Consider the following 25,469-nt stretch of genomic DNA (forward strand, 5'->3'; position numbering starts at 1 on the left):
ATGGTCAGGGAGGAAACGAATGGGCAATGATGCCGTGTTCCGCGTGGACGGGCTGAGGAAGTCCTTCGGCCATATCGAGGTGCTTGGCGGCGTCTCGCTCGAACTGCATGCCGGTGAGATCACCGTGCTGATGGGCGCCAATGGCGCCGGTAAGTCCACCCTCGTGAAAATTATCAGCGGCGTCTACGACCATGCCGGCGGCACCATGCACCTGGCCGGTCATGATTTCGCGCCGAACACGCCGGCCGAGGCGATCCGTGCAGGCGTCGTCACCGTGCATCAAAACATCAATGACGGCGTCGTCGCCGATCTCGATGTCGCCACCAATCTGACGCTGGATAGGTTGAGCGGCAAGGGCGCGCCGCTGCTGTTCAACCCCGGCCGGGTGCGCCGCGAAGCCAAAGCGGTGGCCGACCGCATGGGGCTCGCCATCGACCTCAAGGCCCGCATCAGCGATCTGTCGCTGGCCGATCGCCAGATGGTGGCCATCGCGCGCGCCATGGCGCACCAGCCGAAAGTGCTGATCCTCGACGAGCCGACCTCCTCACTGTCCAGCGCCGAGGCGGACCGGCTGTTCGCCCTGCTCGACCGGCTGCGCGAGCAAGGCGTCGCCATCCTCTACATCTCGCACCGCATGTCGGATATCAGGCGGCTTGCCGACCGCATCGTCTCGATGCGCGATGGCGTCATCTCAGGCGTCTTCGACAGCGAGCCTCTCGACTATGAGGGTGCCGTTAACGCCATGCTCGGCCGCAAGATCCATCTTGACCGCATCGAAGCCAGGAGTTCTGCCAAGCCGATCCTGACCGTCGATGCCTTGCGCATCGCCCCTGGTGCCCGGCCATTCTCGCTGACGCTCGGCGACGGCGAGGTCGTTGCCATCACCGGCCTCGTCGGCGTCGGCAAGACGGCGCTCGCCGAGACGCTGTTCGGCCTGCGCAAGCCGCTGTCCGGCACGATGACTTTATATGGCAAGCCCTATGCGCCCGCGTCGACCGGCGAAGCCATCGCCGCCGGCGTGTTTCTGGTCGCCAAGGACCGTGGCGAAAACGGCATCGTCGGCGACTTCAACATCCAGGAAAACATCAGCCTGCCCTTCCACAAGCGCATGTCGCGTTTTTCAGTTCTCAAACGCGGCCTTGAACGCACTATTGCCCGCCGGCAGATCGAGGATCTCGGCATCGTCTGCCGCTCGGAGAAGGACGAGATGACCACTCTCTCGGGCGGCAACCAGCAGAAGGTGATGGTGGCCCGCTGGATGGCGCAGGACGCCCGATTGTTCATTCTCGACGAACCGTTCCAGGGCGTCGATATCTCCGCCAGGCGCGACATCGCCGCCAAGCTGAGGGCCAGCGCCAATGGCCGCGCCACGCTGCTGTTCGTCACCGAACTCGACGAGGCACTGGAGACGGCCGATCGCATATTGGTGATGTCCGAGCAGACCATCGTCGGCGAACACCGCAACGCCGATGTCGATCTCGACCGTCTGCTGGCCGAAGTCGCGGGCGGGCCGTTGCACAGTGCGGCCTGAGCCACGATGATTGAAGAACTGAGGGTTGGAATGGAGTGCACGGGTTTGAGTTGGGTATTGACGGCGGGCGCTGAATGACGCTGCGCGATTACGCCATCCGCTATGGGTTCATCGTGCTTCTGTTCGGGCTGATCGCGTATTTCGCCATCGCCGCCGACGGGTTCGTCTCGCCGCAAAGTGCCGTCTTCATTTTCCAGTCGGTCGCCATCACCGGCGTGCTGGCGCTGGGCGTCACCGCCACACTGGTTGTCGGCGGCTTCGATCTCTCGATCGGCTCGGTTGCCACATCGGCCATGATGGCGGCTGCCTATGTCATGGTGGTGCTGGAGCAGAACGTTGTCGTCGCTGTCCTCATCTGCCTGCTCATCGGCGCCCTTGTCGGCCTCATCAATGGCTGGCTGATCGTCTATATGCGCGTGCCCGATCTGCTGGCGACGCTCGGCATGATGTTCCTGCTCGTCGGCCTCCAGCGCATCCCGACTGAAGGACGCTCCATCGCCACCGGTATGACAATGCCGGACGGCTCGGTCGCCAACGGCAAATTCTCCGACGCCTTCCTGGCGCTCGGCCGCCACCGCTTCGACTTCTTCATCCCGAACCTCATTCCGGTCTCGGTGGTCGTGCTGATCGTGCTCGCCGTGCTGATCTGGTTCTTCCTCGAATACACACGCTTCGGCCGCATGATGTATGCCGTGGGCAGCAATGAACGGGCCGCCGAACTCGCCGGCGCGCCTGTCAAGGCATACAAAATCTGGGCCTACGTCATTTCAGGAGTTTTTGCCTCGATCGGCGGGATTTTGCTGGCCGCACGGCTTGGACGCGGTGACATCGCGTCGGGTAATAATCTGCTGCTCGATGCGGTTGCCGCGGCGCTGATCGGCTACGCGGTGCTCGGCGCCGCCAAGCCGAACGCCTTCGGCACCGCCATCGGCGCGCTGTTCGTCGGCATCCTGCTGCAAGGCCTGACGATGATGAACGCGCCTTACTACACGCAGGATTTCGTCAAGGGCGTGGTTCTCGTCGTCGCCCTTGTCTTTACCTTCGCCCTTTCCGGCCGGGGCAGGAGATAGAATGGCTGCCGGGACAGTTTTGGGTTCAACAAACGGAGGAAAGAACGTGAACATCACAAGACGACTTTTGGGGAAGGTCGCGCTCGGATTGGCCGGCGCAACAATGCTGATGCAGGTCCCGGCCTTTGCCGCCGACAAGCCGGCGCCGTTCGACAAGCCCGGCGTCAAGATCGCGCTGGTGCGCTATCTCTCGACCGGCGATTTCTTCCAGGCCTATCTCTCGGGCGTCGAGTCCCAGTCCAAGGCGCTCGGCATCGATCTGCGCGTGCTCGACAGCCGCCAGGACGCCGCCCTTCAATCCGACATGGTCGACCAGGCCATCGCACTCGGCGTGCAGGGCATCATCATCCAGCACGGCCTGACGGAATCGATGAAGGACGCCGCCCAGCGCGCGGTCGATGCCGGCATCAAGGTCGTCGCCTTCGACGTCAATGTCGAAAACCCCAAGATCCCGCAGATCGAACAGTCCGACAAGGACCTTGCGCGCCTGGCGCTCGAGCAGGCGGTCAAGGACAATGGCGAGAGCTGGAATGCCGGCTATGTCTATGTCGCTGGCATCGCGCCGCTCGACCGCCGCAACGAGACCTGGGTCGACGTGAAGAAGAAACATGCCGGCATCAAGGAAGTCGCGATGTTCGGCACGCTCGACAACCCGATCGCCAACTCGGTCGCCAACCAGGCGCGCTCGGTGCTGCAGGCGCATCCCGACATCAATGTGATGTTCGCGCCCTATGACGAGTTCGCCAAGGGTGTGAAGATCGCCGTCGACGAGGCGGGGCTGAACAAGAAGATCAAGATCTACTCCGCCGACATCTCTACCTCGGACATCGCGGCCATGCGCGAGACCGACAGCGCCTGGGCCGCCACCGCCGCCACCAACCCTGCCGTCGTCGGCCAGGTCTCGGTGCGCGCGCTGGCGCAGCTGCTCGCCGGTGAAGATCCCGGCCACAACGTCATCGTGCCGCCGACGCTGATCACCCAGAAGGACCTGATCGACAAGGACATCAAGAACATGGAGGACCTGTCGGCCAAGCTGCCGCAATTCGCCCATGCCGATGTCGCCATGCCGGCCTGGATGCCGAACCCGAACGCGAAGTAGGATCGGTCGTCTGATAGATGCGAAGGGCGGCATGGGCCGCTCTTTTCATATTGATCGTAAGCCTGCCGGCCTACAACCAATGGTCTGGATCGCGCATCCCGTGGACAATCGCCACAGACACCATCGGGCTGCGGCTCGTAGATGATGATATAACGGCCTTCGACGAGCACGCGGGCCGTTGCGCTTAACTCGGGCCGTGCGCTGCCCATCTTGGGGTGCTGCGCCGCCAGCTCCAGTCTTTCGAAAATGCGCATCAACAGTCTGTCTGCTGCCTTTTCATTGTCGGCGGCGATGGTGTGCCAGATGTCTCGCAAATCCTGCGAAGCGCGCGGTGTGAGCCTATAGCTAGCCACGGGCGCGGCGTTCTGCCTTCAGGCTGCCGATGAACTCGGTGGGGTCGACAGCCACTGGCTTGCCGCTGCCCATCCCGTCGGCATAGGCCCGCTTCAAGTGCTGGAGTTCGAGCGTGCGCAATTCCTCGCGCTGCTCCCATAAGCGCAGGGCGTCGCGGACAATCTCGCTGTTGGAAGCATAACCGCCACCTTCGATAGCGCTTTGCAGGCGAGCTATCTGCTGCGCGGTGAGGGATATGGTGAGGGTGCGCATAGGTTCATTTTTCATACCCACATTATAATGCATCCAACAAGGTCTAACATATCTGTTAGGAATCTGCCCCTGCATCATGACCGCCCGACTCGCACCAGCCCACCGCGCCGTCCTCGCCATGCAGGCGTGCAGTACCGGAACACCATATTCGATGGCAGGCAGGTCGTGCGGCGCACCCTTGGCGGGGATCGCCAGCATCCGCCCATGCCCGCCCGGCGCCAGGCAAAGCTGCGTCCCATCAGACGGTGTCGCCAGCGCGCCGTCCTTGAAATTGCTCAGCAGCCATTGGCCTTCGCGGGTGACGAAGATGGGAACGGCGTCGGATTTCGCCGGGTCCAGCAGGGCTATGACATTGGTTGCCGAAAGCAGCGACACCTCATGCTCGGCGGAGCGCCCGCCGAACAGCAAGCCGACACGAAGTCTCTTCGCAGCCATCGACAACTCCACCAAGGATCAGGGTCGGAGCTCGCATGCGAAACACAAGGCGCGCCCTAAAGTGGTCGAGCAATAGGCCAAGGATTGGAGTGGATTTTGACCGGTTCGAGCAGTTTTTCAGCACGACCTGCAAAAGCAGTTCTCCGCCTGGAGTCCTTCAGGTGGGAGAGCGGTTCGTCGTTTTGGTGAACGATGAACCGCTCCAGGTCTATGTCTAGCGCAGCGCTGCGGCGATGTTGCCACCGTCGACCGTCGTCACATCGGCGGTGGTGCGTTCGGCCAATGCTTGGTGCAGGAAGGCCTGCGCCACGTCTTCTGCCGTCACCTCCTGTCCGAGCAGATTGCCCGACATGTATTCCTTCTCCGACACGCCGCGCGCGCCGGAACGGCTGGCGATCATGGCGTCGGTCAACAGGCCGGAGCGGATGCGGTCGGCGTTGACCGCATTGGAGCGGATGCCGTGCGCGCCGTAGTCGAGCGCATATTGCCGGGACAGGAATAGCGTCGCCGCCTTCGGCACACCATAGGCGCCGAATTTCGGACCCGGGTTGACCGCCTGCTTGGAGGTGTTGAACAACAACACACCGCCGGTGCCCTGTTCCAGCATGATGCGCACCGCGTTCTGCGCCGCCGACTGGTGGGCGAAGAAGTTGAGCTCGAAACTCTTGCGCAGCAGGGCATCGTCGAGCTCGCCGATGCGGCCTTCCCAGGCGGCACCGGCGTTGGAGACCAGAATGTCGACGCCGCCATAGACAGCGACAGCTTTGTCGAAGGCGGCGCGCAGCTCGGCCGGGTTGGTGATGTCGGCGCCGACGCCGATCGAATTGTTGCCGGCTGCCTTTGCCGCCTCGGCCGCCCTGGCCGCATCGAGATCGACGACGACGGCATGCGCGCCATTGGCGGCGAACAGTTTTGCCGTCGCAGCACCGATCGCGCCGGCGCCGCCAGTGATCAGCACCACCTGGCCGGTCAGCGGCTTCGGCTTGTTGGAGGCGAGCTTGGCCTGCTCAAGCGACCAGTACTCCAGCGGGAAGAGGTCGGCCTTCGATAGAGGATGGAAGCTGCCGACGGCCTCGGCGCCGCGCACCGCCTCGATCCACATCTCGCCGACATCAGATGCGATCTTCGCATCCTTCAGCGTGCGGCCATGGCCGAACATGCCGAGACCCGGCACCAGCGTCAGCCGCGGCATCGGGTCGAGCATGGTGCGCTGGACGTCGTCCAGCGCATCGTTGGTTTCGAAATAGGCGCGATAGTCGTTGGCGAAGGCGTCGACATGGCTCTTGATGACGGCCTTGTAGTCGCCAATCTTGTCGGCGTCTGGCGCCGGAACCGCCATCGGTCCGGTCTTGATGCGGATCGACAGGTCGGGCGTCGACACGCCGCGTCCGGCATAGTCTGCAATGCCGGCTGAGTTGATGAAATCGACGATGGCGTCCGAAGTGCGGAAATCGCTGATCATGCGGTCGAAGCGGCCTTCGCCACGCGCCACCGCCACCGCGCCACGCAGCATCGGCGCGATCGCTGCCGGCGTTGCGAGCTTGGCCGGCAGTGCGGCTTTCGCTGCCTTCGGCTTGCCGTTCTTCGCCACATAGTCTTCGGCCACGTTCACATAATGGATCATGCGGTCATAGGCCTGCTTCGCAGCGTCGCCGAAGGTGAAGATGCCATGCTTGTCGAGGATCAGGCCTTCGACGCTGGGGTCGGCGTCGTAGACATCGGCGGCCACCTTGGCGAGGTCGAAGCCCGGCTTGATGTAGGGCACGTACCCCATCTTGTCGCCGAACACGGTCTTGATCAGCGGCTTGCTGTCCGCCTGGTCGACGATGGCGAGGATCGCGGTCGAATGCGTGTGGTCGACGAATTTATGCGGCAGGAAGGCGTGCAGCAGCGTCTCGACCGATGGATTGGGGGAGGCGGGGTCGATGAGGTTCGCCCGCTGCAGCGCCACCATGTCCTCGTCGGCGAGGCTGGCCAGCGCACGCGCCTTCAGCAGCGCGCCGAGCTTGACCGCCGGCAGGCCTTGCGGCTCGATCACACCCATGTCCCAGCCGCTGCCCTTGACGCACAGCACATCCCATTCGTCGCCGACGAGATCGGTGGCCTTGGTCTTGCAGGAGGTGTTGCCGCCGCCATGCAGCACCAGCCGCGGCTCGCCGCCGAGCAGCCGGGTCGTGTAGACGCGCAGCGCGAGGTCGCGGGCAACGCCCTTTTTCGCATAGTCGGCAACCAGTCTTTCCGCGTCGCCGTCATTCCAAAGGTTCTTCATGTCGCTATGTCCGCTTTGCTGTCTTTGATGTTGCTGTGAACAGGAGTGCCGCGACGCCTTGATGACAATGCGCCTGCTGCTGGGATTTCGTTGGTCAGGAAGCCTTTTTTGCCCCCGCACTGGCTCCGGCATGGTCGAGCAGCCGCCGCGCCATGCTGGCGCCGACGACGAGATGCGTGCAGAGTCCGCCGGCGAGTGCTGCGAGCAGCGGTTCGAACTTGCTGTCTTCCTGCACCACCATCAGCCGCTTTTCGATCTGGCGCAGTGACGACAGCGAGGCCGAGATGACGCGGCGGTTGTAGCTGCAGTCGAGCGCCTTGCCGGTGGCATCGATGATCTGGCCGGCGACGACGCCGGCGGCGCCCGCTTCGCGCAACAGCCCCATCTCGCCGGGGCTGAGCGCGCCGCATTTGACGACATGGCTGTCGCCATCGACGGTGCCGACCGAATAGAGCGCCAGATCGCAGTTGGCAATATCGGCCAGTTGTTCGCGGATCACCGGTTCGGCGCGCAGCCCATGCGCCAGCAATTCCGTCGTCAGCACCAGCGGCGCGTAGAAATTGAGGCCCTTGGCGTTGAGCCGCCGGGCGATCTCCATCGTGCACTGGTCGGGACGGTAGGAGTAGGGCGCGCCGAGATTGCCGCAGAGCTGCACAACGGTGACGTCCTGCAGGTCGGCATAGGACATGACGTCGGCGATGGTGTAGACGGTGCGGCCCCAGGCGACGCCGATCCGGTCGCCCTTCTTGACCAGTTCGAGAAAGACGCCCGCCGCCAGCACCGCAACGTCCGTCGAAGGGTCGACGACATAGGCATTCTCCGGCGCGATCCACACCGCATCAAGCTTGAGCGCGTCCTCGAGCTGGCGCGCAAGCACGTCGTCGGTGAACAGCTGCGTCGAGGTCGAGATGTTGACGATGCCGGTCTCGCGCGCCTTGCGCAAATACATGGCGACCGAGGCGCGGGAGATGTTAAGCTGGCTGGCGACCTGGTCCTGGCGCAGGCCATGGGCATAATAGAGCCATGCGGCCTTGTGGATAAGCTGTTCTGCCGGTCGGATCGCCATGCCGTCTCCTCGGCTGACATTATTCACGGCTCTCGACAAAAGTCAAACTGGCGTGGGTACACGATACCTCTTTGCCCATCGAATCTGGACGATCATTGCGCCAAATGTGCCCGGTCGGGAATCGCCGATGGTGACGTGGCGGGAACCTGTGGTTAGAAGTTCTCAACAATGAAAATTCGGGGAGCACGGGATGGGCAGTCCCTACGAGCAGGATCTCGGCAAGAACGCCGCCAACCATCAGCCGCTGACGCCGCTCACTTATCTGGAGCGGGCGGCAAGCACCTATCCCGATCATGTCGCCATCATCCATGGCAGCCAGCGCATCACCTATCGCACCTTTTGGCGGCGCTCGCTGAAGCTGGCCTCGGCGCTGTCGAAGCGCGGCATCGGCAAGGGTGATACGGTGACCGTCATGCTGTCCAACACGCCCCCCATGCTGGAGGCGCATTTCGGCGTGCCGATGGCCAAAGCGGTGCTGCATTCGCTCAACACAAGGCTCGATGCCGCCGTCATCGCGTTCCAGCTCGACCATGCCGAGACCAAGGTGCTCATCGTCGACCGCGAATTCGCTGCTGTCGTCAAACAGGCACTGGCACTGGCCAAGGTGAAGCCGCTGGTCATCGACTATGACGATCCCGACTATGCCGCCGATGCACCCTATCCCAAGGGCGAGCGCATCGGCGCGATCGACTATGAGGCGTTCGTCGCCGGCGGTGACCAGGGCTACGCCTGGTCGATGCCCGACGACGAATGGGACGCCATCTCGCTCAACTACACCTCCGGCACGACAGGCAATCCGAAGGGCGTCGTCTACCACCATCGCGGCGCTGCACTGATGGCTTACACCAACACCATCCATGCCGGCATGGCCAAGCACGCCGTCTATCTGTGGACGCTGCCGATGTTCCACTGCAATGGTTGGTGCTTCCCATGGACAATGGCCGTCCAGGCCGGCACCCATGTCTGCCTGCGCTGGGTGCGGCCGAAGCCGATCTACGATGCCATCGCCGACCACGGCGTCACACATCTTTGCGGTGCGCCGGTCGTCATGTCGGTGCTCATCAACGCCAGCGATGAGGACAAGCGCCACTTCCCGCAGACCGTTACCTTCAACACCGCTGCCGCGCCGCCGCCGGAAGCCGTGCTGTCAGGCATGGCCGATGCCGGCTTTGCCGTCACCCATCTCTACGGCCTGACCGAGACCTATGGCCCGGCGGTCGTCAACGAATGGCACACCGCCTGGGACGGTCTCGACAAGGGCGAACGCAGCGCCAGAAAGGCCAGGCAGGGCGTGCGCTATGCCGCACTCGAAGGCCTGACGGTGATGGACGCGGAGACGATGCAGAAGACGCCGGCCGACGGCGAGACCATCGGCGAGGTCATGTTCCGCGGCAACATTGTCATGAAGGGCTATCTGAAGAACAGGAAGGCGACCGACGAGGCTTTCGCCGGCGGCTGGTTCCACTCCGGCGACCTCGGCGTCATGCATCCCGACGGCTACATCCAGCTCAAGGACCGCTCCAAGGACATCATCATCTCCGGCGGCGAGAACATTTCATCGATCGAGGTCGAGGAAGCCCTCTACAAACACCCGTCCGTGGCGTCCTGCGGCGTCGTCGCCAAGGCAGACGACAAATGGGGCGAGGTGCCGGTCGCCTATGTCGAGCTGAAGCCCGGCAAGGTGGCAAGCGAGGCCGAGATCATCGAACACTGCCGCGCGCTGCTCGCCCGCTTCAAGGTGCCGAAGGCGGTGATTTTTGCCGAGATCCCGAAGACATCGACGGGGAAGATCCAGAAGTTTCAGCTGCGGGAAATGGCGAAGGGATCTTAGTTCCAGAGCGCAACGGCACGCGCAAGGTCGAGTTCGCGCACACCCTCTGTCACCAAATTATACGCGTACGTCGAATTCGCATTGACAATTCCCTCTTTTCGATTTACGACTGACGAAAGTTGAAATTCGTCACTCATAAATCGACAGAGAGCCATGTCCGAAGCCGCCAGCATAATGGCCGACTCCACCCGCCAGGAGAATGTCACCCGCATTCTCGACTGTGCCGAACGCCTGTTCCGGCACTATGGTTACGGCAAGACCAATGTCGCCGACATCGCCCGCGAACTCGGCATGTCGCCGGCCAATATCTACCGTTTCTTCGCCTCCAAGGTCGAAATCCACCAGGCCGTCTGCGGCCGCATGCTCCTCGCCAGCTACAACATGGCCTACGAGATTTCCCGGTTGCCGATCAGCGCCGAGGAGCGGCTGCGCCGCTACGTGCATGCGCAGTACAAGATGACGCTGGAAGTCATGCTCGACGACCAGAAGGTCCACGAAATGGTCATCGTCGCGCTCGAGCGCGACTGGGGCGTCATCGACAAGCATATCGACAGCATTCACGACCTGTTTGCCGAGGTCATCCGCGAGGGCATCGAGGCCGGCGAGTTTGCCGACCAGGATCCGGTCATCGCATCGCGCTGCTTCGGCGCCGCCACCGTCATTCTGTGCCACCCGCAAATGGTGGCGCAGTGCCTTGCCAAGACCAATCGGGCGATGCCCGACGATCTCATCGATTACGCGATCAAGGCTCTGAAGTAATAGCCGCCGCCCGCCGGGCGCCGGTGTCGACCGTTCATCTCCAGTCGGGAGTACGAAAGTGTCTTTGTCCAGTTCCATCATCCGCAAGCTGCCGGTCGCCGGCCTGATCGTCGCCACGCTCGGGCTCGCCGCCTGCAGCCAGGAGAAGACCGAGGTCCAGGACATCATCCGTCCGGTCAAGGTGGTCGAGATCGGCCAGGCCGAAAAGAGTCGCGAACTCACCTATTCCGGCTCGGTGCGAGCCCGTACCGAAATGAACCTCGGCTTTCGCATCTCGGGCAAGGTCACTGAGCGCCTGGTCGACATCGGCCAGCATGTGACGACAGGCGATGTGCTAGCCCGTATCGATCCCACGGACTATGAGTTGTCGGTCAAGAGCGCCAAGGCCAGCCTCGACGCCGCCGAGCGGCAGGTCGAGACGGTCGATCTGTCCCGCAAGCGCGCTGAACAGCTTTTTGCCAAGAACTTCACCTCCAAGTCGCAGCTCGAACAGGCGACGCTGAGCTACAACCAGGCGGTAGCGACGCGCGATGCTGCCCGCTCTACCCTTGCCCAGGCGCAGAACCAGGTCGTCTACACCGATCTCAAGGCGAGCGAGAACGGCATCGTCACGGCGGTCTCGGCCGATGTCGGCCAGGTGGTCGGCGCCGGAACGCCTGTGATGACCGTTGCCGTCGACGGCGAAAAGGAAGTGCTGATCGCGGTTCCCGAAATGGACATCGCCGCCTTCAAGCCGGGAAAGGACGTCAAGGCCAGCTTCTGGTCCGATGACGCGCTGGCGCTCTCCGGCAAAGTGCGTGAAGTCGCCGGCAGCGCCGACCAGCAGTCTCGCACCTTTGCCGTCCGCGTCTCGCTGCCCGACGACCCGCGCGTGCTGCTCGGCATGACCGCCAACATCGAGGCCTCGGTGGCCAAGAAGCAGGAGATGGTGTCGATCCCGCTCAGCGCGCTTGCGGAAAAGGATGGTCGCAAGATTGTCTGGACCGTCGACCGCGCCGGCGAGACGGTGCACGAGCGCCTGGTCAAGGTTGCGGAGTTCACCGCCGACGGCGTCAGCGTCGCCGACGGGCTCAAGCCGGGGGATGTCGTCGTTGCCGCCGGCACCCAGTTCATGACCGAGAATCTCAAGGTCAAGCTGACCGGCGATGCGGTCCAGGCCGCCTCTGCGGAAGGCGATGCCGCAAAGGCCCTGCGCTGACCGCAGGCATGAAGCCGGCTTGATCGTCGCTTCGGCGAAAGGGCTGGGCAAGCGAATTCAGGGTTTCCGGGCGGCGAGCGCCCGATGGTCGAGACGCCAAGATCGAGTTCCCCCGCATCGATCCGCGCGTCCCACCGCGATGAGTGTCTCTCCGCTCGGAAAGCCTCGCCGCCCGGAAGCCAGCATCGGAATATTTTAGCTGCATGCAAAGCGCATGCGCGCACGATCAACGAATTGGACTGACGCCGATGACCACCACCGACAGCACTGAAAAGCAGCCTTTCAATCTTTCGCGCTGGGCCATCGGCCATCCCTCGATCGCGCGCTTCCTGTTCGGTCTGATCATCATTGCCGGCGCGCTCGGCCTGATGCGCATGGGCCAGAAGGAAGACCCCGATTTCACTTTCCGCGTCATGGTCGTCCAGGCGATCTGGCCGGGCTCCTCGATCCAGGAGATGGAAGACCAGGTCGTCAACAAGATCGAGCGCAAGCTGCAGGAAACGCCGCACCTCGACTTCGTCCGTTCCTATACCCGCGCCGGCAGCGCCATCATCACCGTCCAGATCAAGGGCGACACCAATGCAGAGGAGGTGAAGGACGCCTTCTACCAGGTGCGCAAGAAGGTTGGCGACATCTCCGGCGACCTGCCGCAAGGCCTGCTCGGGCCCTATTTCAACGACGAGTTCGGCGACACCTTCATCACCCTGCACTCGATCGGCGGCGATGGCTACAGCTATCCGGAGCTGAAGAAATTCGCCACCCAGGCTCGCGACATGCTGCTGACGACGCCGGGCGTCGAGAAGGCCGTCATCATCGGCGACCAGCCGGAGAAGCTTTATATCGACGTCTCGTCCAAGGCCCTGGCCGAACGCGGCCTGACGCTGACCGACCTGCAGAACGCCATCAAGGGCCAGAACAATGTCGATCCGGCGGGCTCCGTCGACACCGGCCTGCGCTCGGTGCGCATCTCGGTCGAGGGCGATGTCACCAGGGCTGCCGACATCAGGGAATTGCGCCTGCGCGCCGGTGGTCAGGTGACACGTCTTGGCGACATCGCCACCGTGAGTTCCGGTCTCGAAGATCCCTATCAGCGCAAGTACCGCTTCAACGGCCACGAAAGCGTCCAGGTCGGCGTCGTCATGGCCAAGGGTTTTAACGTCAGGGACGTCGGCACGGATGTCGAGGCGACCTACAAGCGCTTTGAGGAAGCGCTGCCCTACGGCGTTGCGGTTGACCAGATCTCCAACCAGCCCGAGGTTGTCAAGGACGCCGTCAACGAGTTCATGGAGGCGCTCGGCGAGGCGCTGCTGATCGTGCTTGCTGTCTCGCTGCTGTCGATCGGCTGGCGTTCCGGCCTGGTCATCGCCATTGCCATTCCGCTGGTGCTGGCCGCCACCTTCGCCATCATGTACGAGCTCGGCATCGATCTGCAGCGCATTTCGCTCGGCGCCCTGATCATCGCGCTCGGGCTGTTGGTCGACGACGCCATGATCGTCGTCGAGATGATGGAGCGCAAGCTGGAGGAGGGGCTGGTCAAGATCGAGGCGGCGAGCTTCGCCTATTCCTCGACCGCCTTCCCGATGCTGAGCGGCACGCTGATCACTATCGCCGGCTTCATCCCGGTTGGCTTCGCCGCCTCGACCGCAGGCGAATATGTGCGCACGCTGTTCTATGTCGTCGGCATCGCGCTCGTCGTGTCGTGGTTCGTCGCCGTCTATTTCACGCCGTGGCTGGGCTACATGATCCTCAAGCAGCGCAAGCATGCCGGCAACCATCATGACGCCTTCGACACCGGCTTCTACCGGCGGCTGCGCGCCACGGTCGGCTGGGCGGTGCGCCACCGCATCATCGTTCTGGTGATGACGCTGGTCACCTTCGCCACCAGCCTGTGGGCGTTCCAGTTCATCCCACAAAACTTCTTCCCGCAATCCTCGCGGCCGGAAATCCTCGTCGATCTCTGGTTGCCTGAGGGAACCTCGATCAAGGAAGTCGAGACGCAGGCCAAGGCGCTGGAAGCCCGGATGATGGACAACAAGGACAAGCGCTTCATCGCCACCTATATCGGCGAAGGCGCGCCGCGCTTCTTCCTGCCGCTCGACCAGCAATTGCGCAATCCGAACTATGCGCAGCTTCTGGTGATGGCCAATGACGAGCCGGCGCGTGAGCGGCTGATCCTCAAGCTGCGCTCAGTCCTGGCGCAGGATTTCCCTTCGATCCGCTCCAAGGTCGACCGTCTGTTCCTCGGCCCGCCGACCGGCTGGCCGGTGCAGATGCGCATCATGGGTCCGGACCGCCAGGAGGTGCGCCGCATCGCCGACCAGGTGAAGGCGAAATTCGCCGAAAATCCGCTGCTCGGCGCCCTCCATGACGACTGGCTGGAGCCGGTACCGGCGATGAAGCTGGTCATCGACCAGGACCGCGCCCGTGCGCTTGGCGTCACCTCGCAGCGCATCCGCCAGATGCTGCAGGCAGCGATGTCCGGCGCGCCGCTCGATGACTTCCGTGATGGCGAGGAGACGGTTTCCATCGTCGCCCGCGAACCGGACGCCAGCCGCAGCCTGCTGTCCTCGGTCGACTCGGTCTATATCCCGACCGATTTCGGCGGCTTCGTGCCGCTGTCGCAGGTGGCCAAGGTGGTGCCGGTGCTCGAGCAGGGCGTCGAATGGCGGCGCGATCGCCTGCCGACCATCTCGGTGCGCGCCACGCTGCCGGATGGCGTGCAGTCGAACGACGTCGTCACCAAGCTCTACAATGACATGCAGGGCATGCGCGCCGGCCTGGCGCCCGGCTACAAGATCGAGATCCAGGGCGGTGCGGAAGATTCCGCCGAAAGCCAGGCCTCGATTGCCGCCAAGGCGCCGATCATGCTGGCCGTCATCGTCGTGCTCCTGATGATCCAGCTGCAGCATTTCGGCAAGGCGATGCTCGTGCTGGCCACCGGTCCGCTCGGCATCATCGGTGCGGCGGCGGCTCTGTTGATCAGCGGCGCGCCGTTCGGCTTCGTCGCCATCCTCGGTGTCATCGCGCTGCTCGGCATCATCATGCGCAACTCGATCATCCTGGTCGACCAGATCGATCAGGACATCGCCAGGGGGATGGACCGATCGGAGGCCATCATCGGCTCGGCCGTGCGCCGTTTCCGGCCGATCGTGCTGACGGCGATGACGGCGGTGCTGGCGCTGATCCCGATCTCGCGTGCGGTGTTCTGGGGACCGCTCGCCTACGCCATGATGGGCGGCATCCTCGTCGCCACCGTACTCACCATCCTGGTGCTGCCGGCAGGCTACGCGCTGTTCTTCGGCCGCGAGCCGAAGAAAGGCAGGAAGCCGGCTGATGAGGCCGTGCAGGACAATGACAGGCCGCCACTGGCCCTGGCCGCCGAGTAGGCGCTGCCGGCGCACAGGATGCACCTTGGAAAAGGCTGGAACGCCGTACGCTTGACGTGCGGCGTTCTGGCTTTCTCCTTGCCGGTGGCACCGAGCACCCAGGCAAGTATCTCAACACCAGGCGGGTTCATCAAAATAGGTTGAACGGCCACCTGTATGAAAATGCTTCGCGGCGCCGGTTTTCCAAAACAGAATTCCTTTCCAGGACGGCAAAGCCGTCCGATCCTGCTTACATATCGGAGCGGCAACGCTCATTCGCATCAGGTGATCATCCCATGGTAGACAATAAGCAATTGCGGCTCGGCGCCTTCATGCGTCCGGTCAGTCTTCACACCGGGGCCTGGCGCTATCCCGGCTCATATCCCGATGCCAACTTCAACTTCGCCCATCTGAAGCGCTTCGCGCAGACGCTTGAGGCGGCGAAGTTCGACGCCTTCTTCATGGCCGACCATCTGGCCGTTCTCAACATGCCGATCGAGGCGCTACGGCGCAGCCACACGGTGACCTCGTTCGAGCCGTTCACGCTGCTGTCGGCGCTCGCCGCCGTCACTGATCATATCGGCCTTGTCGCCACCGCATCGACGACCTTCGACGCGCCCTATCACATTGCCCGTCGCTTCGCCTCGCTCGACCATATCAGCGGCGGCCGCGCCGGCTGGAACATCGTCACCACATCCAATCCCGACGCCGCGCTGAACTTCGGCCTCGACGAGCATGTCGAGCACGACGAGCGCTATCACAATGCGCGGGAATTCTACGATGTGGTGACCGGCCTCTGGGACAGCTTTGCCGACGACGCCTTCATCCGCGACGCCGAGAGCGGGCTCTATTTCGATCCCGCGAAGCTGCATGTGCTCGACCATAAGGGTGAGCATCTCTCGGTGCGCGGCCCGCTCAACATTGCGCGGCCGGTGCAGGGCTGGCCGGTCATCGTCCAGGCCGGCGCATCTGAGGCCGGGCGGCAGCTGGCAGCCGAAACGGCGGAGGTGATCTTCGCCGCCCATTCCGATCTGGCGGCCGGGCAGCGCTTCTTTGCCGATGTCAAAAGCCGGGCCGAGAAGCTCGGCCGTTCGCGCGACGACATCAAGATCCTGCCCGGCGCCTTCGTCATCGTCGGCGACAGTGTCGAGGAAGCACAGGCCAAACGCGCCAAGCTCGACAGCCTGGTCTATTACGAGAGCGGCATTGCCTCGCTGTCGATCGCGCTGGGGCACGACGCATCCGGCTTCGATCCCGACGCGCCCTTGCCCGAAATCCCCGAGACCAATGCCTCCAAGAGCGGCCGTGAGCGCGTCATCGAGCTGGCGCGCCGGGAAACTTTGACCGTCCGCCAGCTGGCGCAGCGGCTCGGCGGCTATTCCGGCCTTGCTTTCGTCGGCACGCCGAAAACCATCGCCGATTCGATGGAGGAATGGCTGTTTGCCGAAGGGTCAGACGGCTTCAACGTCATGTTCCCCTATCTGCCAGCCGGGCTCGACGACTTCGCCGAGAAGGTGGTGCCCGAGCTGCAGCGGCGAAAGCTCTTCCGGCGCGAGTATGAGGGCACCACCTTGCGCGAGAATCTCGGCCTGAAGCGTCCGCCGAACCGGTTCTTCGAAGGCTCCGAAGCGGTCATCCGCAAGGCCGGCTGACGTCTGCCACAAAAAGAAACGGGCGCGCCGAAGCGCGCCCATTCTTTTCAAGCCATCACTTTCAGATGACGAAGTACCAGTTGGCGAGCAGCATCACCACCAGGCCGGCGACCAGCGTCAGGTAGGGCAGCATGCCTGCCTTTTTGACCGAGAGGTCTGCGCCCGCCATGCCGAGGTCGGCCAGCATGTGGTCGGGGAACTTGCCCTTGTCTTGGACGTAGTGCCGGTAGCAGAACACCGGGATGATCAAGGCGGCTGTGATCAGGCCGGCCCAGAGCGCCATCGGGTTCCACACCTTGGCGCCGGCGCCCATGAAGATGGCGTTTACATAGGCGAAGATGGCGCCGAGGCCGAGCAGCCAGCTCGGCGCCTTCCAAGGCCGGTTGATGTGGCCGTTGTCGATGCGGTGGATCCAGCCGGCATTGAGGTTGAGGAAGTTGAAGATGATGTAGCCGCAGTTCGACACGGCGAGGATGAAGAAGAAGCTCGTCGCGTCGGCCGAGGCGATGGCCAGCACGATCAGGTTGAAGACGAGATCGGTCCACATGGCGCGCGTCGGCGCGCCATGCTCGTTGACGTGGCTGAGATAGCGCGGCAGCCAGCCATCGACCGAGCCCTGGTAGAGCGTGCGCGACGAGCCGGCCATTGCCGTCATGATGCACAGCACCAGCGCCAGGATCATCAGCATCACCAAGAGGCTGTGGATCAATGCGCCACCCCCGACCATGCCGGCCAGTGCATCGGCAACACCGGAGCCGTCGACGATCGGCGTCGCCAGCATGCCGTTGAGGCCCAACACGCCCTGGAAGGTGAAGGGCACCAGGATGAACAGAAGCATGCAGAGCAGGCCGGAATAGAAGATCGCCTTGAACGTGTCGGTGCCGGGGTTCTTGAACTCCGATGTGTAGCAGACGGCGGTCTCGAAGCCGTAGGTCGACCACGCCGCGATGAACATGCCGCCCAGCACCAGCGTCCAGCCGGCAATGTTCCACGAGCCGGGCTCCGGCGCGTAAGCCGCCGCCAGCGGCACCAGCGGCGAAAAGTTCGCCCAGTTGATCTGGCCGGTGACGATCGGCACGACACCGACGATCAGCATCGGGATGATGACCAGGAGGCCGATATACTTCTGCACATTGGCGGTGCCGAGAATGCCGCGATGCTGGATCGAGAAGATGATCAGCATCAGCACCGCGCCGATGAAGAAAGTGGCATTGAGGGTGAAGGAGACAGGACCTAGCGTGTGGCTGAACAGCGTCCAGTTGCGGATCGCCGGCGTGGCCGCCGCGGTCACCGCGGCGATGGCGTCGGCAGGCACCGTTCCGGCATGCGCCGCGATATAGGCGACGACGTCCGGCGACGCCTCGGTGAACAGCGGCACCGGCGCCAGCGCGTTGAGAATATAGGCGGCGGCGATCGAGCAGCCCAGCGACAGCACCGGCGACCAGGCGAACCAGTTGCACCACACCGACAGCGGCGCGATGAACTTGGAATAACGCAGCCAGGCGGTGGCGCCGTAGATCGAGGCGCCGCCCGACTTGTTCGGGAACAGGCCGGCGATCTCGGCATAGGTGAAGGATTGCAGGAAGCCCATGATCATGGAAGCGATCCAGATCCCGAAGGCCAGCGTTCCCGTCGTTCCGGCAATGCCGCCGATCGAAAACAGGACAAGGGCAGGAACGCCGCTCGCCACCCAGAAGGCGCCGCGCCAGTCGATGTTGCGGAGCAGCTTGCCTTCAGCGGGCTGCTCCAGGGCAGTGGTAATCGTGCTCATCTGTCTGAATTCCCCATTTTGTGTTCCCGGCCGGTGATGCCTCGGCTTCGCGAAGCTTGTTCCCCGGTACATGACCGCACGACTCCAGTGTTTCCACTCAGTCGTATTTTTTTCTTAACAGTGAAGATTGATCCGGCGCGCTTTCACGTCAAGTGATTTGTGGCGTCGTGCACATCACGGTTGCGAAACGCTCGCTTTGTCCTTCTCCCCTTGTGGGGTGAGAAGCGGTCCGCGGTAGCGGACGGAAAGCCAATTGCTTTCGAGCTTCGAACGCCCTGAGCCTGCGAAGGGCCGGGGGTGCAACCCTCAGGATCGCGGCCTGGTCTTTTGCGGATCGTAGTGGGCGAAGGCCACGACGCGCGCCGGCAGCCGCTTGGCATGACCGTCGAGCTTGCCGATCTCCACCTCTGTGCCGATTGCCGCGTGGGTGACGTCAAGCCTCGCCAGAGCGATGTTTTTGTTCAGCACCGGCGAGCGCATGCCCGAGGTGACGACACCGATCTGGGCGCGGCCCATATGGACGCAATCCCCATGGCCGACGGCGACATTGCTGTCGATGTCGAGGCCAACGAGCTTGTGCTGCGGATGTTCCTTGCGCCTTATCAGAGCCTCGCGGCCGATGAAATCGTCGGTCTTGGCCTTCAACGGTACGGTGAAGCCAATGCCCGCCTCGAACGGGTCGGTCTGGTCGGAGAATTCGTAACCGGCGAAGATCAGCCCGGCTTCGATGCGCACCATGTCGAGTGCCTGCAGGCCCATCGGCTTCAGCCCGTGCGGCTGGCCGGCCTCCCAGATGGCATCGAACACTTTTTCGGCGTCGCGTGGGTGGCACCAGATTTCGTAGCCGAGCTCGCCGGTATAACCGGTGCGCGACACCACGACCGGAATGCCATTGCCGCCGCCGATGCGCGCGACAGCGAAGCGGAACCATTCGAGTTCGTCGATCGACGGTTGCAGCGGCGAGGTCCAGACCACCTCTCGCAAAATGTCACGGCTCTTCGGCCCTTGGACAGCGACATTGTGCATCTGGTCGGTGGACGAGCGCACCAGCACGTTGAGGCCAAGCTTCTTTGCCGTCTCGCGCAGCCATTCGCCGGACAGGTCGTCGCCGCCGACCCAACGGAAATTGTCCTTGCCGAGCCGCAGCAGCGTGCCGTCGTCGATCATGCCGCCATGCTCGTAGCACATGGCGGAATAGACGACCTGGCCGACGCCGAGCTTCTTGACGTCGCGGGTCAGCGTGTATTGCAGCAGCGCCTCGGAATCCGGGCCGGTGACGTCGAACTTGCGCAACGGCGACAGGTCCATGATCACGGCATCCTGCCGGCAGGCCCAGTATTCGGCGATGGCGCCTTCCTTGGCGAAGGAATTGGCCAGCCAATAACCCCGGTATTCCACGAAGTTGCGGGTGTGCTTGGCGAAGCTTGAATGGAAGGCGGTCTCGCGGGTCATTTTCGGTTCCGAATCGGGCGTCATGCGTCTGGCGATCGCTCGCGAGAATTTGTGTTGGCCGGAATAGGTTCGCACATGGATGTCGGTCGGGTTCCAGCCATTGGCCGGTGTCGTGTCGTCGGGACAGGCGGAGGAGACGCAGACGATGTCGGTGAGCGCCCTGAGCAGGACATAGTCGCCGGCGCGCGACCACGGCTCATCCGACACCATGACGCCATGGGCGTCGATCGCCGTGTTGAAGAAGAAGTTGATCGCCATCCAGCCGGCACGTGGGGTGACACCCTTGTCGGCCAGCGTGCGGTTGAAATTCTCCGAGCAGTTGGTGTGGCCGGGATAGCCGATGTCATCGTAATATTTGGCGGCACACGCCAGCGCGAATGCGTCGTGTCGCCCGCATGTGTCCTGGATAACCTCGACCAGCGGCTCCATGTCCTGGTCGTAATATTTCGAATGCAGGCCCGGCATCGGGTAGCTCGACCCCATCAGCGTGCGCGTGGTCGTTACGTCGAGCGGATGGTCCAGCCCCTTGTCCAGCTTGCGCGCCGAGAAGCACTGGAAATCGGTGCACTGGCGGCCGTCGACATCGATGATCTGCAGGTAGTCGCCCGCCTTGACGAAATAGGATTCGGCTGTCGCCGAATGGACGCGCAGATCGAGCACCGGATCGGCAAGCGGATCGGCCAGCTGCGACTTTGTCTTCAGGCGCACGGTGGCGCGGCGCACCATGACGGTGAGCGGCGTTGCCGTATCATGGCTGTCGACGAGCATCGGCCCGCCGGGTGCGGCAATCAGCATCGCGCCGTCGCGCCTGACCGTGAATGCCTGCTCGGTGCCGGCAGGCGTTGCGCCGCCGAACACACGCACCGCCTTGGGCTCGTCGAGCTGCACCTGGCGGCGCTCAAGGCCACGACGGACGGAAGCCAGGCTGTCATCGCCCTCGGCCAGAAGCGCCTTGATCCCGGCGGCATTGCTGTTGGACTTTTCGCCGAGGATGGAAGGATCGGTGGCGCCGGTCCTGTCCCAGGCCAGCAACTCGCAAGCCTGCCCGCCCTCGACATTGCGCACGGTGAACGTATCGCCGGCCTCGACCTCGATCAGCACCGCGCCATTCCCCAGGATAGTATGGCGCTCCATGCCCGGCGGCAGCGCGATCTGGCCGGGCCTCAGGATGAGGCTCGGCCGCGGCGGTCCGGCTGCGACAGAGGGGTAGGGCGACTGGCTCATCTCAGCCTTGCGGTTCGAGAAACAAGTTTGCCTGTGTGTAAAATTATTTTAGCAGCAAGAATAGCAGCGCGGTTGGGTTTGGCAAGGTGGAGGGTGGCGTTCTCGCCGCGGTCGCTAAGGCCGAACCTTGCCGATCAGCCCTATCTTCCGAACGTCAGCGCTGCCCCTCATCTGGCTGCCGCCATCTTCTCCCCGTAAACGGGCGAAGCTGTCGTCGCCGGTTTCGCCAATCGCCAACGTTGCAGGACGAGCGCCGAGGCTGCGACCAGCTTCTTTCTCCCCGTCACTATACGGGGAGAAATGCCCGGCAGGGCGATGAGGGGCGGCGCCAACATCTGAAACTATCGAGCTAAAGCTCCTCGGAATGCCCGATAGCCACACCATACTCCGCAGCCGAATCCAACATCGTGTGCCACAGACTTTCGGCAAACGTCGCAAACATCAGGAGGTTGAACACCGCCTGCCCATCCGCCTTGTCACCACCACGCCAGAGCGTGACGCTGGTGTGATCCATCGAGGTCGCGGCAGCAGCGCCAACCGGAAACGCATCGGGATGCAAATCAATCGACGACAGTTTCGCCAGCATGGCGCGCGCCTTGGGGCCGCAGATGCTGATCAGCACGCGTGCATGCGATTGGTCGGATAGCGAAGCGGAAGATGCAAAGGTCTGAGCGAGCACCTCAGTCCTGCCACCCTTCGACAGGACAAAAAACTGATCCGGTCCCGACCAGATCAGCGTCGCATCCGCGGTGCCAACCGCCTTCGGCGTTTCCGGAGCCGCGACGCCGAAACGAGCGTTCGCGGCCTTGGCCAAATCACCCGCCTTGCCGCGCCGTGCCATCACCTGGACGAGGTCGAAATTGCGGATCTCGGTCAGCGACACACCGGCATCGCCTTGCGGGCCGTAAGCGCCAGGAGCGAGCGCGCGCTCGAGCGGGCTACGAACATCCCAGGAAAAATCAGCCACGCTGGCGCCCTCCATCGGGATCGTAGAAGACGGGATTGCAGAGCTCGACATCATAGTCTTCACCGCGCAGCGGATCATGCGCGTGGACGATCTCGCCGATGCGTTCGCGGCCGCGCTCGACAAGGCCGAGACCGATCCACTGGTCGAGCGTCGGCGAGAAGCAGACCGAGGTGACGTAGCCTTGGTCGTTATCAGGCCCGGGCGTCTGGCCCTTCGGGATGATGTGCGCGCCGGAGCGCAGGCGGCGCGCCTTGTCGATCGGCTTGATGCCGACCACGACCTGCCGGTCCGGCGCCACCAGCGCCTCGCGGCCGGCCATGACGCGACCGATGAAATCCTTCTTGGTCGACATCATCTTGCCGAGGCCGAGATCGGCGGCGGTCGTCGTGCCGCTCAGTTCCGGTCCGGCGACATGGCCCTTTTCAACGCGCATGACGCCGAGGGCTTCTGTGCCATACGGCGTCACGCCGAACGGTTTTCCCGCCAGCATCAAATTGCGTGCCATCGCTTCACCGTAACGCGCCGGCACCGAAATCTCGAACGCCATCTCGCCGGAGAAGGAGATGCGGAACAGCCGCGCCTTGATGCCGCCGCGCAAAGCGACTTCGCGCACGCCCATGAATGGAAAACCTTCGTTCGAAAGGTCCTCGGCAGGGTCGACGATTTCCTTCAACAGGTCTCGCGTCCTTGGCCCGGCAATCGAGAATTGCGCCCACTGGTCGGAGACCGAGGTGAGTTGCACGTCGAGTTCGGGGAATAGCACCTGCCGGCAGAATTCGAGATGCTGCATCACCAGCCCGGCCTTCGCCGTGGTCGTGGTGAGGAAATAATGGTCATCGGCCAGCCGCGAGGTCGTGCCGTCATCATAGACGAGGCCGTCCTCGCGCAGCATCAGCCCGTAGCGGGCTTTTCCCACGGCAAGGTTTGAGAAGGTGTTGATGTAGACGCGGTCGAGGAAGGCGCCGGCATCGGGGCCGTGCACATCGATCTTGCCCAGCGTCGACACATCGCAGAAGCCGACGCCGCCGCGCACCGCCTTGACCTCGCGGGTGACCGATTCCAGCCAGTCTTTCTCGCCGGCGCGCGGATACCATTGCGCGCGCTTCCACAGGCCGGTGTCGACAAAGATCGCGCCTTGTTCGGCCGCCCAGTGATGCGACGGCGTCAGCCGCGTCGCATGGAAATTTTCGTCGCGATGGTGGCCGGCAAAAGCGCCGATGGCGACCGGCACGTAGGGCGGGCGATAGATGGTCGTGCCCGTCTCGGGAATGGATTTGCCCGTCACCGCCGCCATGATGGCGAGGCCGGCGACGTTGGATGTCTTGCCCTGGTCGGTCGCCATGCCGAGCGTGGTGTAGCGCTTCAGATGCTCGACCGATTCAAAACCCTCGCGCTGCGCCAACTCGATGTCGGACGCGGTGACGTCATGCTGCTGGTCTACAAAGGCCTTGCCTTTGCCGGCGACGTGCCAGAGCGGGGTCAGTGAGAAGGACTCGTCGCCGGCAACAGCTGCAGAGCCCGGATTGCCATTGCGTCCCGCGTCCCGCGCCGCTGCGGCGCCGGCCTCGAAACCTGCGCGCAGGCAGGCGCCTAGCCCGAAGTCGCCGTTAGCCGCACCTGCGGCGACCATACCGGGCGGCGCGCCGTCCGGCACGAAGGCGGCGATGTCGTCTCGCCATTTCGGCCGGCCGCGATGGTAAGAGGTGAGCCCGACCGCCGGATTCCAGCCGCCGGAAACGGCAAGCCCGTCGGCCTCGACCTCGGCGCGCGCGCCGCCGGTCAGCGACACCGCTATTTTTCTTACGCCGTCCTTGCCGCCGTCGACGCCGCTGACCGAACCATGCAGCACGGTGAAGCCGTTCCTGGAAGCGAGAGAACGATGGGCAGGCGAGACGTCAGGCCGCGCATCGATCACCGCCGCGATCTGCAGCCCGGCGCCGAGTCCCGTCTCGACCGTGCGCCAGCCATCCTCATTGTTGGTGAACAGCGCGATCCGCTTTGCCGGCGTCGCCGCATAACGTGTGACGTAGGTGCGGATGGCGGACGCCATCATCACGCCGGGCGTGTCATTGCCGGCAAAGACGATGGGACGCTCAATCGCGCCGGCGGCGACGACGCAGCGCTTGGCCACGATGCGCCACAGGCGCTGCCGCACCTGATGCTCGGGCGGCACCGGCAGATGATCGTTGACCCGCTCGATCGCGCCATAGGTACCGCCGTCATAGACGCCGAACAGGGTCGTGCGGGTCATGATGCGGACATCCGGCATCGAGCTGAGCTCGGCCAGTGTGCGCGACAGCCACTCCGCGGCCGGCAGACCGTCGATCGTGCCGCCATCCGACAACAGACGGCCCCCGGTCGCAAAATCTTCTTCGCACAGGATGACGCGCGCACCGCTGCGGCCTGCAGCGAGTGCGGCGGCGAGACCGGCCGGACCGGAGCCGGCGATCACCACATCGCAATGCGCCCAGGCCTTGTCGTAGTGATCCGGATCGGGGGTGACCGCCGCGCGACCCAGACCCGCGGCGCGTCGGATCGCCGGCTCGTAGACCATTTCCCAGAATTTTGCCGGCCACATGAAGGTTTTGTAGTAGAAGCCGGCGACGAAGATCGGTGCGAACAGCTGGTTCACCGACATCACATCGTGGCGCAGCGACGGCCAGCGGTTCTGGCTGGCCGCTTCGAGGCCTTCATAGAGTTCGGCCGTCGTGGCCTTGGTGTTGGCCTCGCGCCGTGCACCGGTGCGCAGTTCGACCAGCGCGTTGGGTTCTTCCGAGCCCGCAGTCAGAATGCCGCGCGGACGATGGTATTTGAACGAGCGGCCGACCAGCTTGACGCCATTGGCGACCAGCGCCGACGCCAGCGTGTCGCCCTGGAAGCCGGAAAATGTCGTGCCGTCGAAGCGGAAGGTGAGGGGGGTGGAACGGTCGATGAGACCGCCGGATGAGAGACGATGAGAGGTCACGATGTCCAGCCTCTGATCCATATGGTGTCATGGCGAAGGATGGCGCCGCCCCTTACCCTCCCCCTTGTGGGGAGGGTCGCTGCGCAGCAGCGGGGTGGGGGTGCGGCACCGGCCCCCCCCCCCCCGGGGGGGGCGGCCGCACCCCAACGGGGGGGGGGGGGGGGGGGGGGGGTTGTGGGGGCGGGGGGGGGGGTGGAGTAGGGGTTGGT

15 protein-coding genes and 2 pseudogenes are annotated in these 25,469 nt (G+C 63.8%); 8 read left to right on the forward strand and 9 right to left on the reverse strand.

What is annotated here, in order from left to right; translation table 11 throughout:
• Positions 1-19: 19 nt before the first annotated feature.
• The 3 genes from NKJ75_RS28560 (at position 20) to NKJ75_RS28570 (ending at position 3,700) form a co-directional block, all read left to right on the forward strand.
• Positions 20-1,531 carry a sugar ABC transporter ATP-binding protein gene (locus NKJ75_RS28560; RefSeq protein WP_023745554.1) on the forward strand — a complete coding sequence of 504 codons (1,512 nt, stop codon included), beginning with the start codon at positions 20-22 and terminating at the stop codon, positions 1,529-1,531.
• Positions 1,532-1,605: 74 nt separating this feature from the next.
• Entirely contained in the window at positions 1,606-2,601 is a 996-nt protein-coding gene (locus tag NKJ75_RS28565) for an ABC transporter permease (RefSeq protein WP_023668572.1), read from the forward strand.
• 46 nt (positions 2,602-2,647) lie between these two features.
• A complete protein-coding gene (locus tag NKJ75_RS28570) occupies positions 2,648-3,700 on the forward strand; it encodes a substrate-binding domain-containing protein (protein WP_023692173.1) in 1,053 nt (350 codons plus the stop codon).
• Between the two features lie 182 nt (positions 3,701-3,882).
• Here the strand turns inward: NKJ75_RS28570 and NKJ75_RS28575 are convergent.
• The 5 genes and pseudogenes from NKJ75_RS28575 to NKJ75_RS28595 all read right to left on the reverse strand — a co-directional run.
• A pseudogene (locus tag NKJ75_RS28575) lies at positions 3,883-4,053 on the reverse strand (type II toxin-antitoxin system RelE/ParE family toxin); the annotation flags it as partial.
• Positions 4,046-4,426, reverse strand: a complete 381-nt coding sequence (locus tag NKJ75_RS28580; protein WP_502903934.1) for a ribbon-helix-helix domain-containing protein — start codon at positions 4,424-4,426, stop codon at positions 4,046-4,048. The pseudogene NKJ75_RS28575 and the gene NKJ75_RS28580, both read right to left, overlap by 8 nt.
• Positions 4,407-4,741: pseudogene (locus NKJ75_RS28585) on the reverse strand (D-alanine--D-alanine ligase A); the annotation flags it as partial. The pseudogene NKJ75_RS28585 and the gene NKJ75_RS28580, both read right to left, overlap by 20 nt.
• A gap of 214 nt (positions 4,742-4,955) precedes the next feature.
• Positions 4,956-7,010 (reverse strand): bifunctional aldolase/short-chain dehydrogenase, encoded by a 2,055-nt coding sequence (locus NKJ75_RS28590; RefSeq protein ID WP_023709180.1) that lies wholly within the window; start codon positions 7,008-7,010, stop codon positions 4,956-4,958.
• Between the two features lie 94 nt (positions 7,011-7,104).
• On the reverse strand, positions 7,105-8,076 hold the full coding sequence (locus NKJ75_RS28595) for a sugar-binding transcriptional regulator (protein ID WP_023684445.1): 972 nt from the start codon (positions 8,074-8,076) through the stop codon (positions 7,105-7,107).
• A gap of 190 nt (positions 8,077-8,266) precedes the next feature.
• On the opposite strand from NKJ75_RS28595, the gene NKJ75_RS28600 reads away from it, so the two are divergent.
• The 5 genes from NKJ75_RS28600 (at position 8,267) to NKJ75_RS28620 (ending at position 16,881) form a co-directional block, all read left to right on the forward strand.
• Entirely contained in the window at positions 8,267-9,907 is a 1,641-nt protein-coding gene (locus NKJ75_RS28600; RefSeq protein WP_023687054.1) for an acyl-CoA synthetase, read from the forward strand.
• 153 nt (positions 9,908-10,060) lie between these two features.
• Positions 10,061-10,666, forward strand: coding sequence for a TetR/AcrR family transcriptional regulator (locus NKJ75_RS28605; RefSeq protein WP_023668564.1), 606 nt, complete (start codon positions 10,061-10,063; stop codon positions 10,664-10,666).
• Between the two features lie 58 nt (positions 10,667-10,724).
• A complete protein-coding gene (locus NKJ75_RS28610) occupies positions 10,725-11,864 on the forward strand; it encodes an efflux RND transporter periplasmic adaptor subunit (RefSeq protein WP_023692166.1) in 1,140 nt (379 codons plus the stop codon).
• Between the two features lie 248 nt (positions 11,865-12,112).
• On the forward strand, positions 12,113-15,250 hold the full coding sequence (locus NKJ75_RS28615) for an efflux RND transporter permease subunit (RefSeq protein ID WP_023704835.1): 3,138 nt from the start codon (positions 12,113-12,115) through the stop codon (positions 15,248-15,250).
• A gap of 275 nt (positions 15,251-15,525) precedes the next feature.
• Positions 15,526-16,881, forward strand: coding sequence for an LLM class flavin-dependent oxidoreductase (locus tag NKJ75_RS28620; protein ID WP_352500471.1), 1,356 nt, complete (start codon positions 15,526-15,528; stop codon positions 16,879-16,881).
• Positions 16,882-16,942: 61 nt separating this feature from the next.
• On the opposite strand, the gene NKJ75_RS28625 is transcribed toward NKJ75_RS28620, so the two are convergent.
• The 4 genes from NKJ75_RS28625 to NKJ75_RS28640 form a co-directional block, all read right to left on the reverse strand.
• On the reverse strand, positions 16,943-18,652 hold the full coding sequence (locus NKJ75_RS28625; RefSeq protein ID WP_023668560.1) for a trimethylamine N-oxide permease: 1,710 nt from the start codon (positions 18,650-18,652) through the stop codon (positions 16,943-16,945).
• A 306-nt stretch (positions 18,653-18,958) separates the two neighbouring features.
• The gene (locus NKJ75_RS28630) at positions 18,959-21,328 is read right to left on the reverse strand and encodes a trimethylamine N-oxide demethylase (protein ID WP_352500472.1); all 2,370 of its coding nucleotides are present in this window, start codon (positions 21,326-21,328) and stop codon (positions 18,959-18,961) included.
• 349 nt (positions 21,329-21,677) lie between these two features.
• Positions 21,678-22,295, reverse strand: coding sequence for a sarcosine oxidase subunit gamma (locus NKJ75_RS28635; protein ID WP_352500473.1), 618 nt, complete (start codon positions 22,293-22,295; stop codon positions 21,678-21,680).
• Positions 22,288-25,281 carry a sarcosine oxidase subunit alpha gene (locus NKJ75_RS28640; RefSeq protein ID WP_352500474.1) on the reverse strand — a complete coding sequence of 998 codons (2,994 nt, stop codon included), beginning with the start codon at positions 25,279-25,281 and terminating at the stop codon, positions 22,288-22,290. The genes NKJ75_RS28635 and NKJ75_RS28640 overlap by 8 nt, the downstream gene beginning before the upstream one ends.
• Between the last annotated feature and the right edge of the window lie 188 nt (positions 25,282-25,469).

It is taken from the genome of Mesorhizobium sp. M0058, assembly GCF_040323095.1.
In the GTDB taxonomy this organism is placed as follows: Bacteria; Pseudomonadota; Alphaproteobacteria; order Rhizobiales; family Rhizobiaceae; genus Mesorhizobium.

Bases quoted from the DNA above. Each gene is read 5' to 3' on its own strand.
- NKJ75_RS28560 (WP_023745554.1), top strand. From the start codon at position 20: ATGGGCAATGATGCCGTGTTCCGCGTGGACGGGCTGAGGAAGTCCTTC.
- NKJ75_RS28565 (WP_023668572.1), top strand. From the start codon at position 1,606: ATGACGCTGCGCGATTACGCCATCCGCTATGGGTTCATCGTGCTTCTG.
- NKJ75_RS28580 (WP_502903934.1), bottom strand. From the start codon at position 4,426: ATGGCGAGGACGGCGCGGTGGGCTGGTGCGAGTCGGGCGGTCATGATG.
- NKJ75_RS28590 (WP_023709180.1), bottom strand. From the start codon at position 7,010: ATGAAGAACCTTTGGAATGACGGCGACGCGGAAAGACTGGTTGCCGAC.
- NKJ75_RS28595 (WP_023684445.1), bottom strand. From the start codon at position 8,076: ATGGCGATCCGACCGGCAGAACAGCTTATCCACAAGGCCGCATGGCTC.
- NKJ75_RS28600 (WP_023687054.1), top strand. From the start codon at position 8,267: ATGGGCAGTCCCTACGAGCAGGATCTCGGCAAGAACGCCGCCAACCAT.
- NKJ75_RS28605 (WP_023668564.1), top strand. From the start codon at position 10,061: ATGTCCGAAGCCGCCAGCATAATGGCCGACTCCACCCGCCAGGAGAAT.
- NKJ75_RS28615 (WP_023704835.1), top strand. From the start codon at position 12,113: ATGACCACCACCGACAGCACTGAAAAGCAGCCTTTCAATCTTTCGCGC.
- NKJ75_RS28620 (WP_352500471.1), top strand. From the start codon at position 15,526: ATGGTAGACAATAAGCAATTGCGGCTCGGCGCCTTCATGCGTCCGGTC.
- NKJ75_RS28625 (WP_023668560.1), bottom strand. From the start codon at position 18,652: ATGAGCACGATTACCACTGCCCTGGAGCAGCCCGCTGAAGGCAAGCTG.
- NKJ75_RS28630 (WP_352500472.1), bottom strand. From the start codon at position 21,328: ATGAGCCAGTCGCCCTACCCCTCTGTCGCAGCCGGACCGCCGCGGCCG.
- NKJ75_RS28640 (WP_352500474.1), bottom strand. From the start codon at position 25,281: ATGGATCAGAGGCTGGACATCGTGACCTCTCATCGTCTCTCATCCGGC.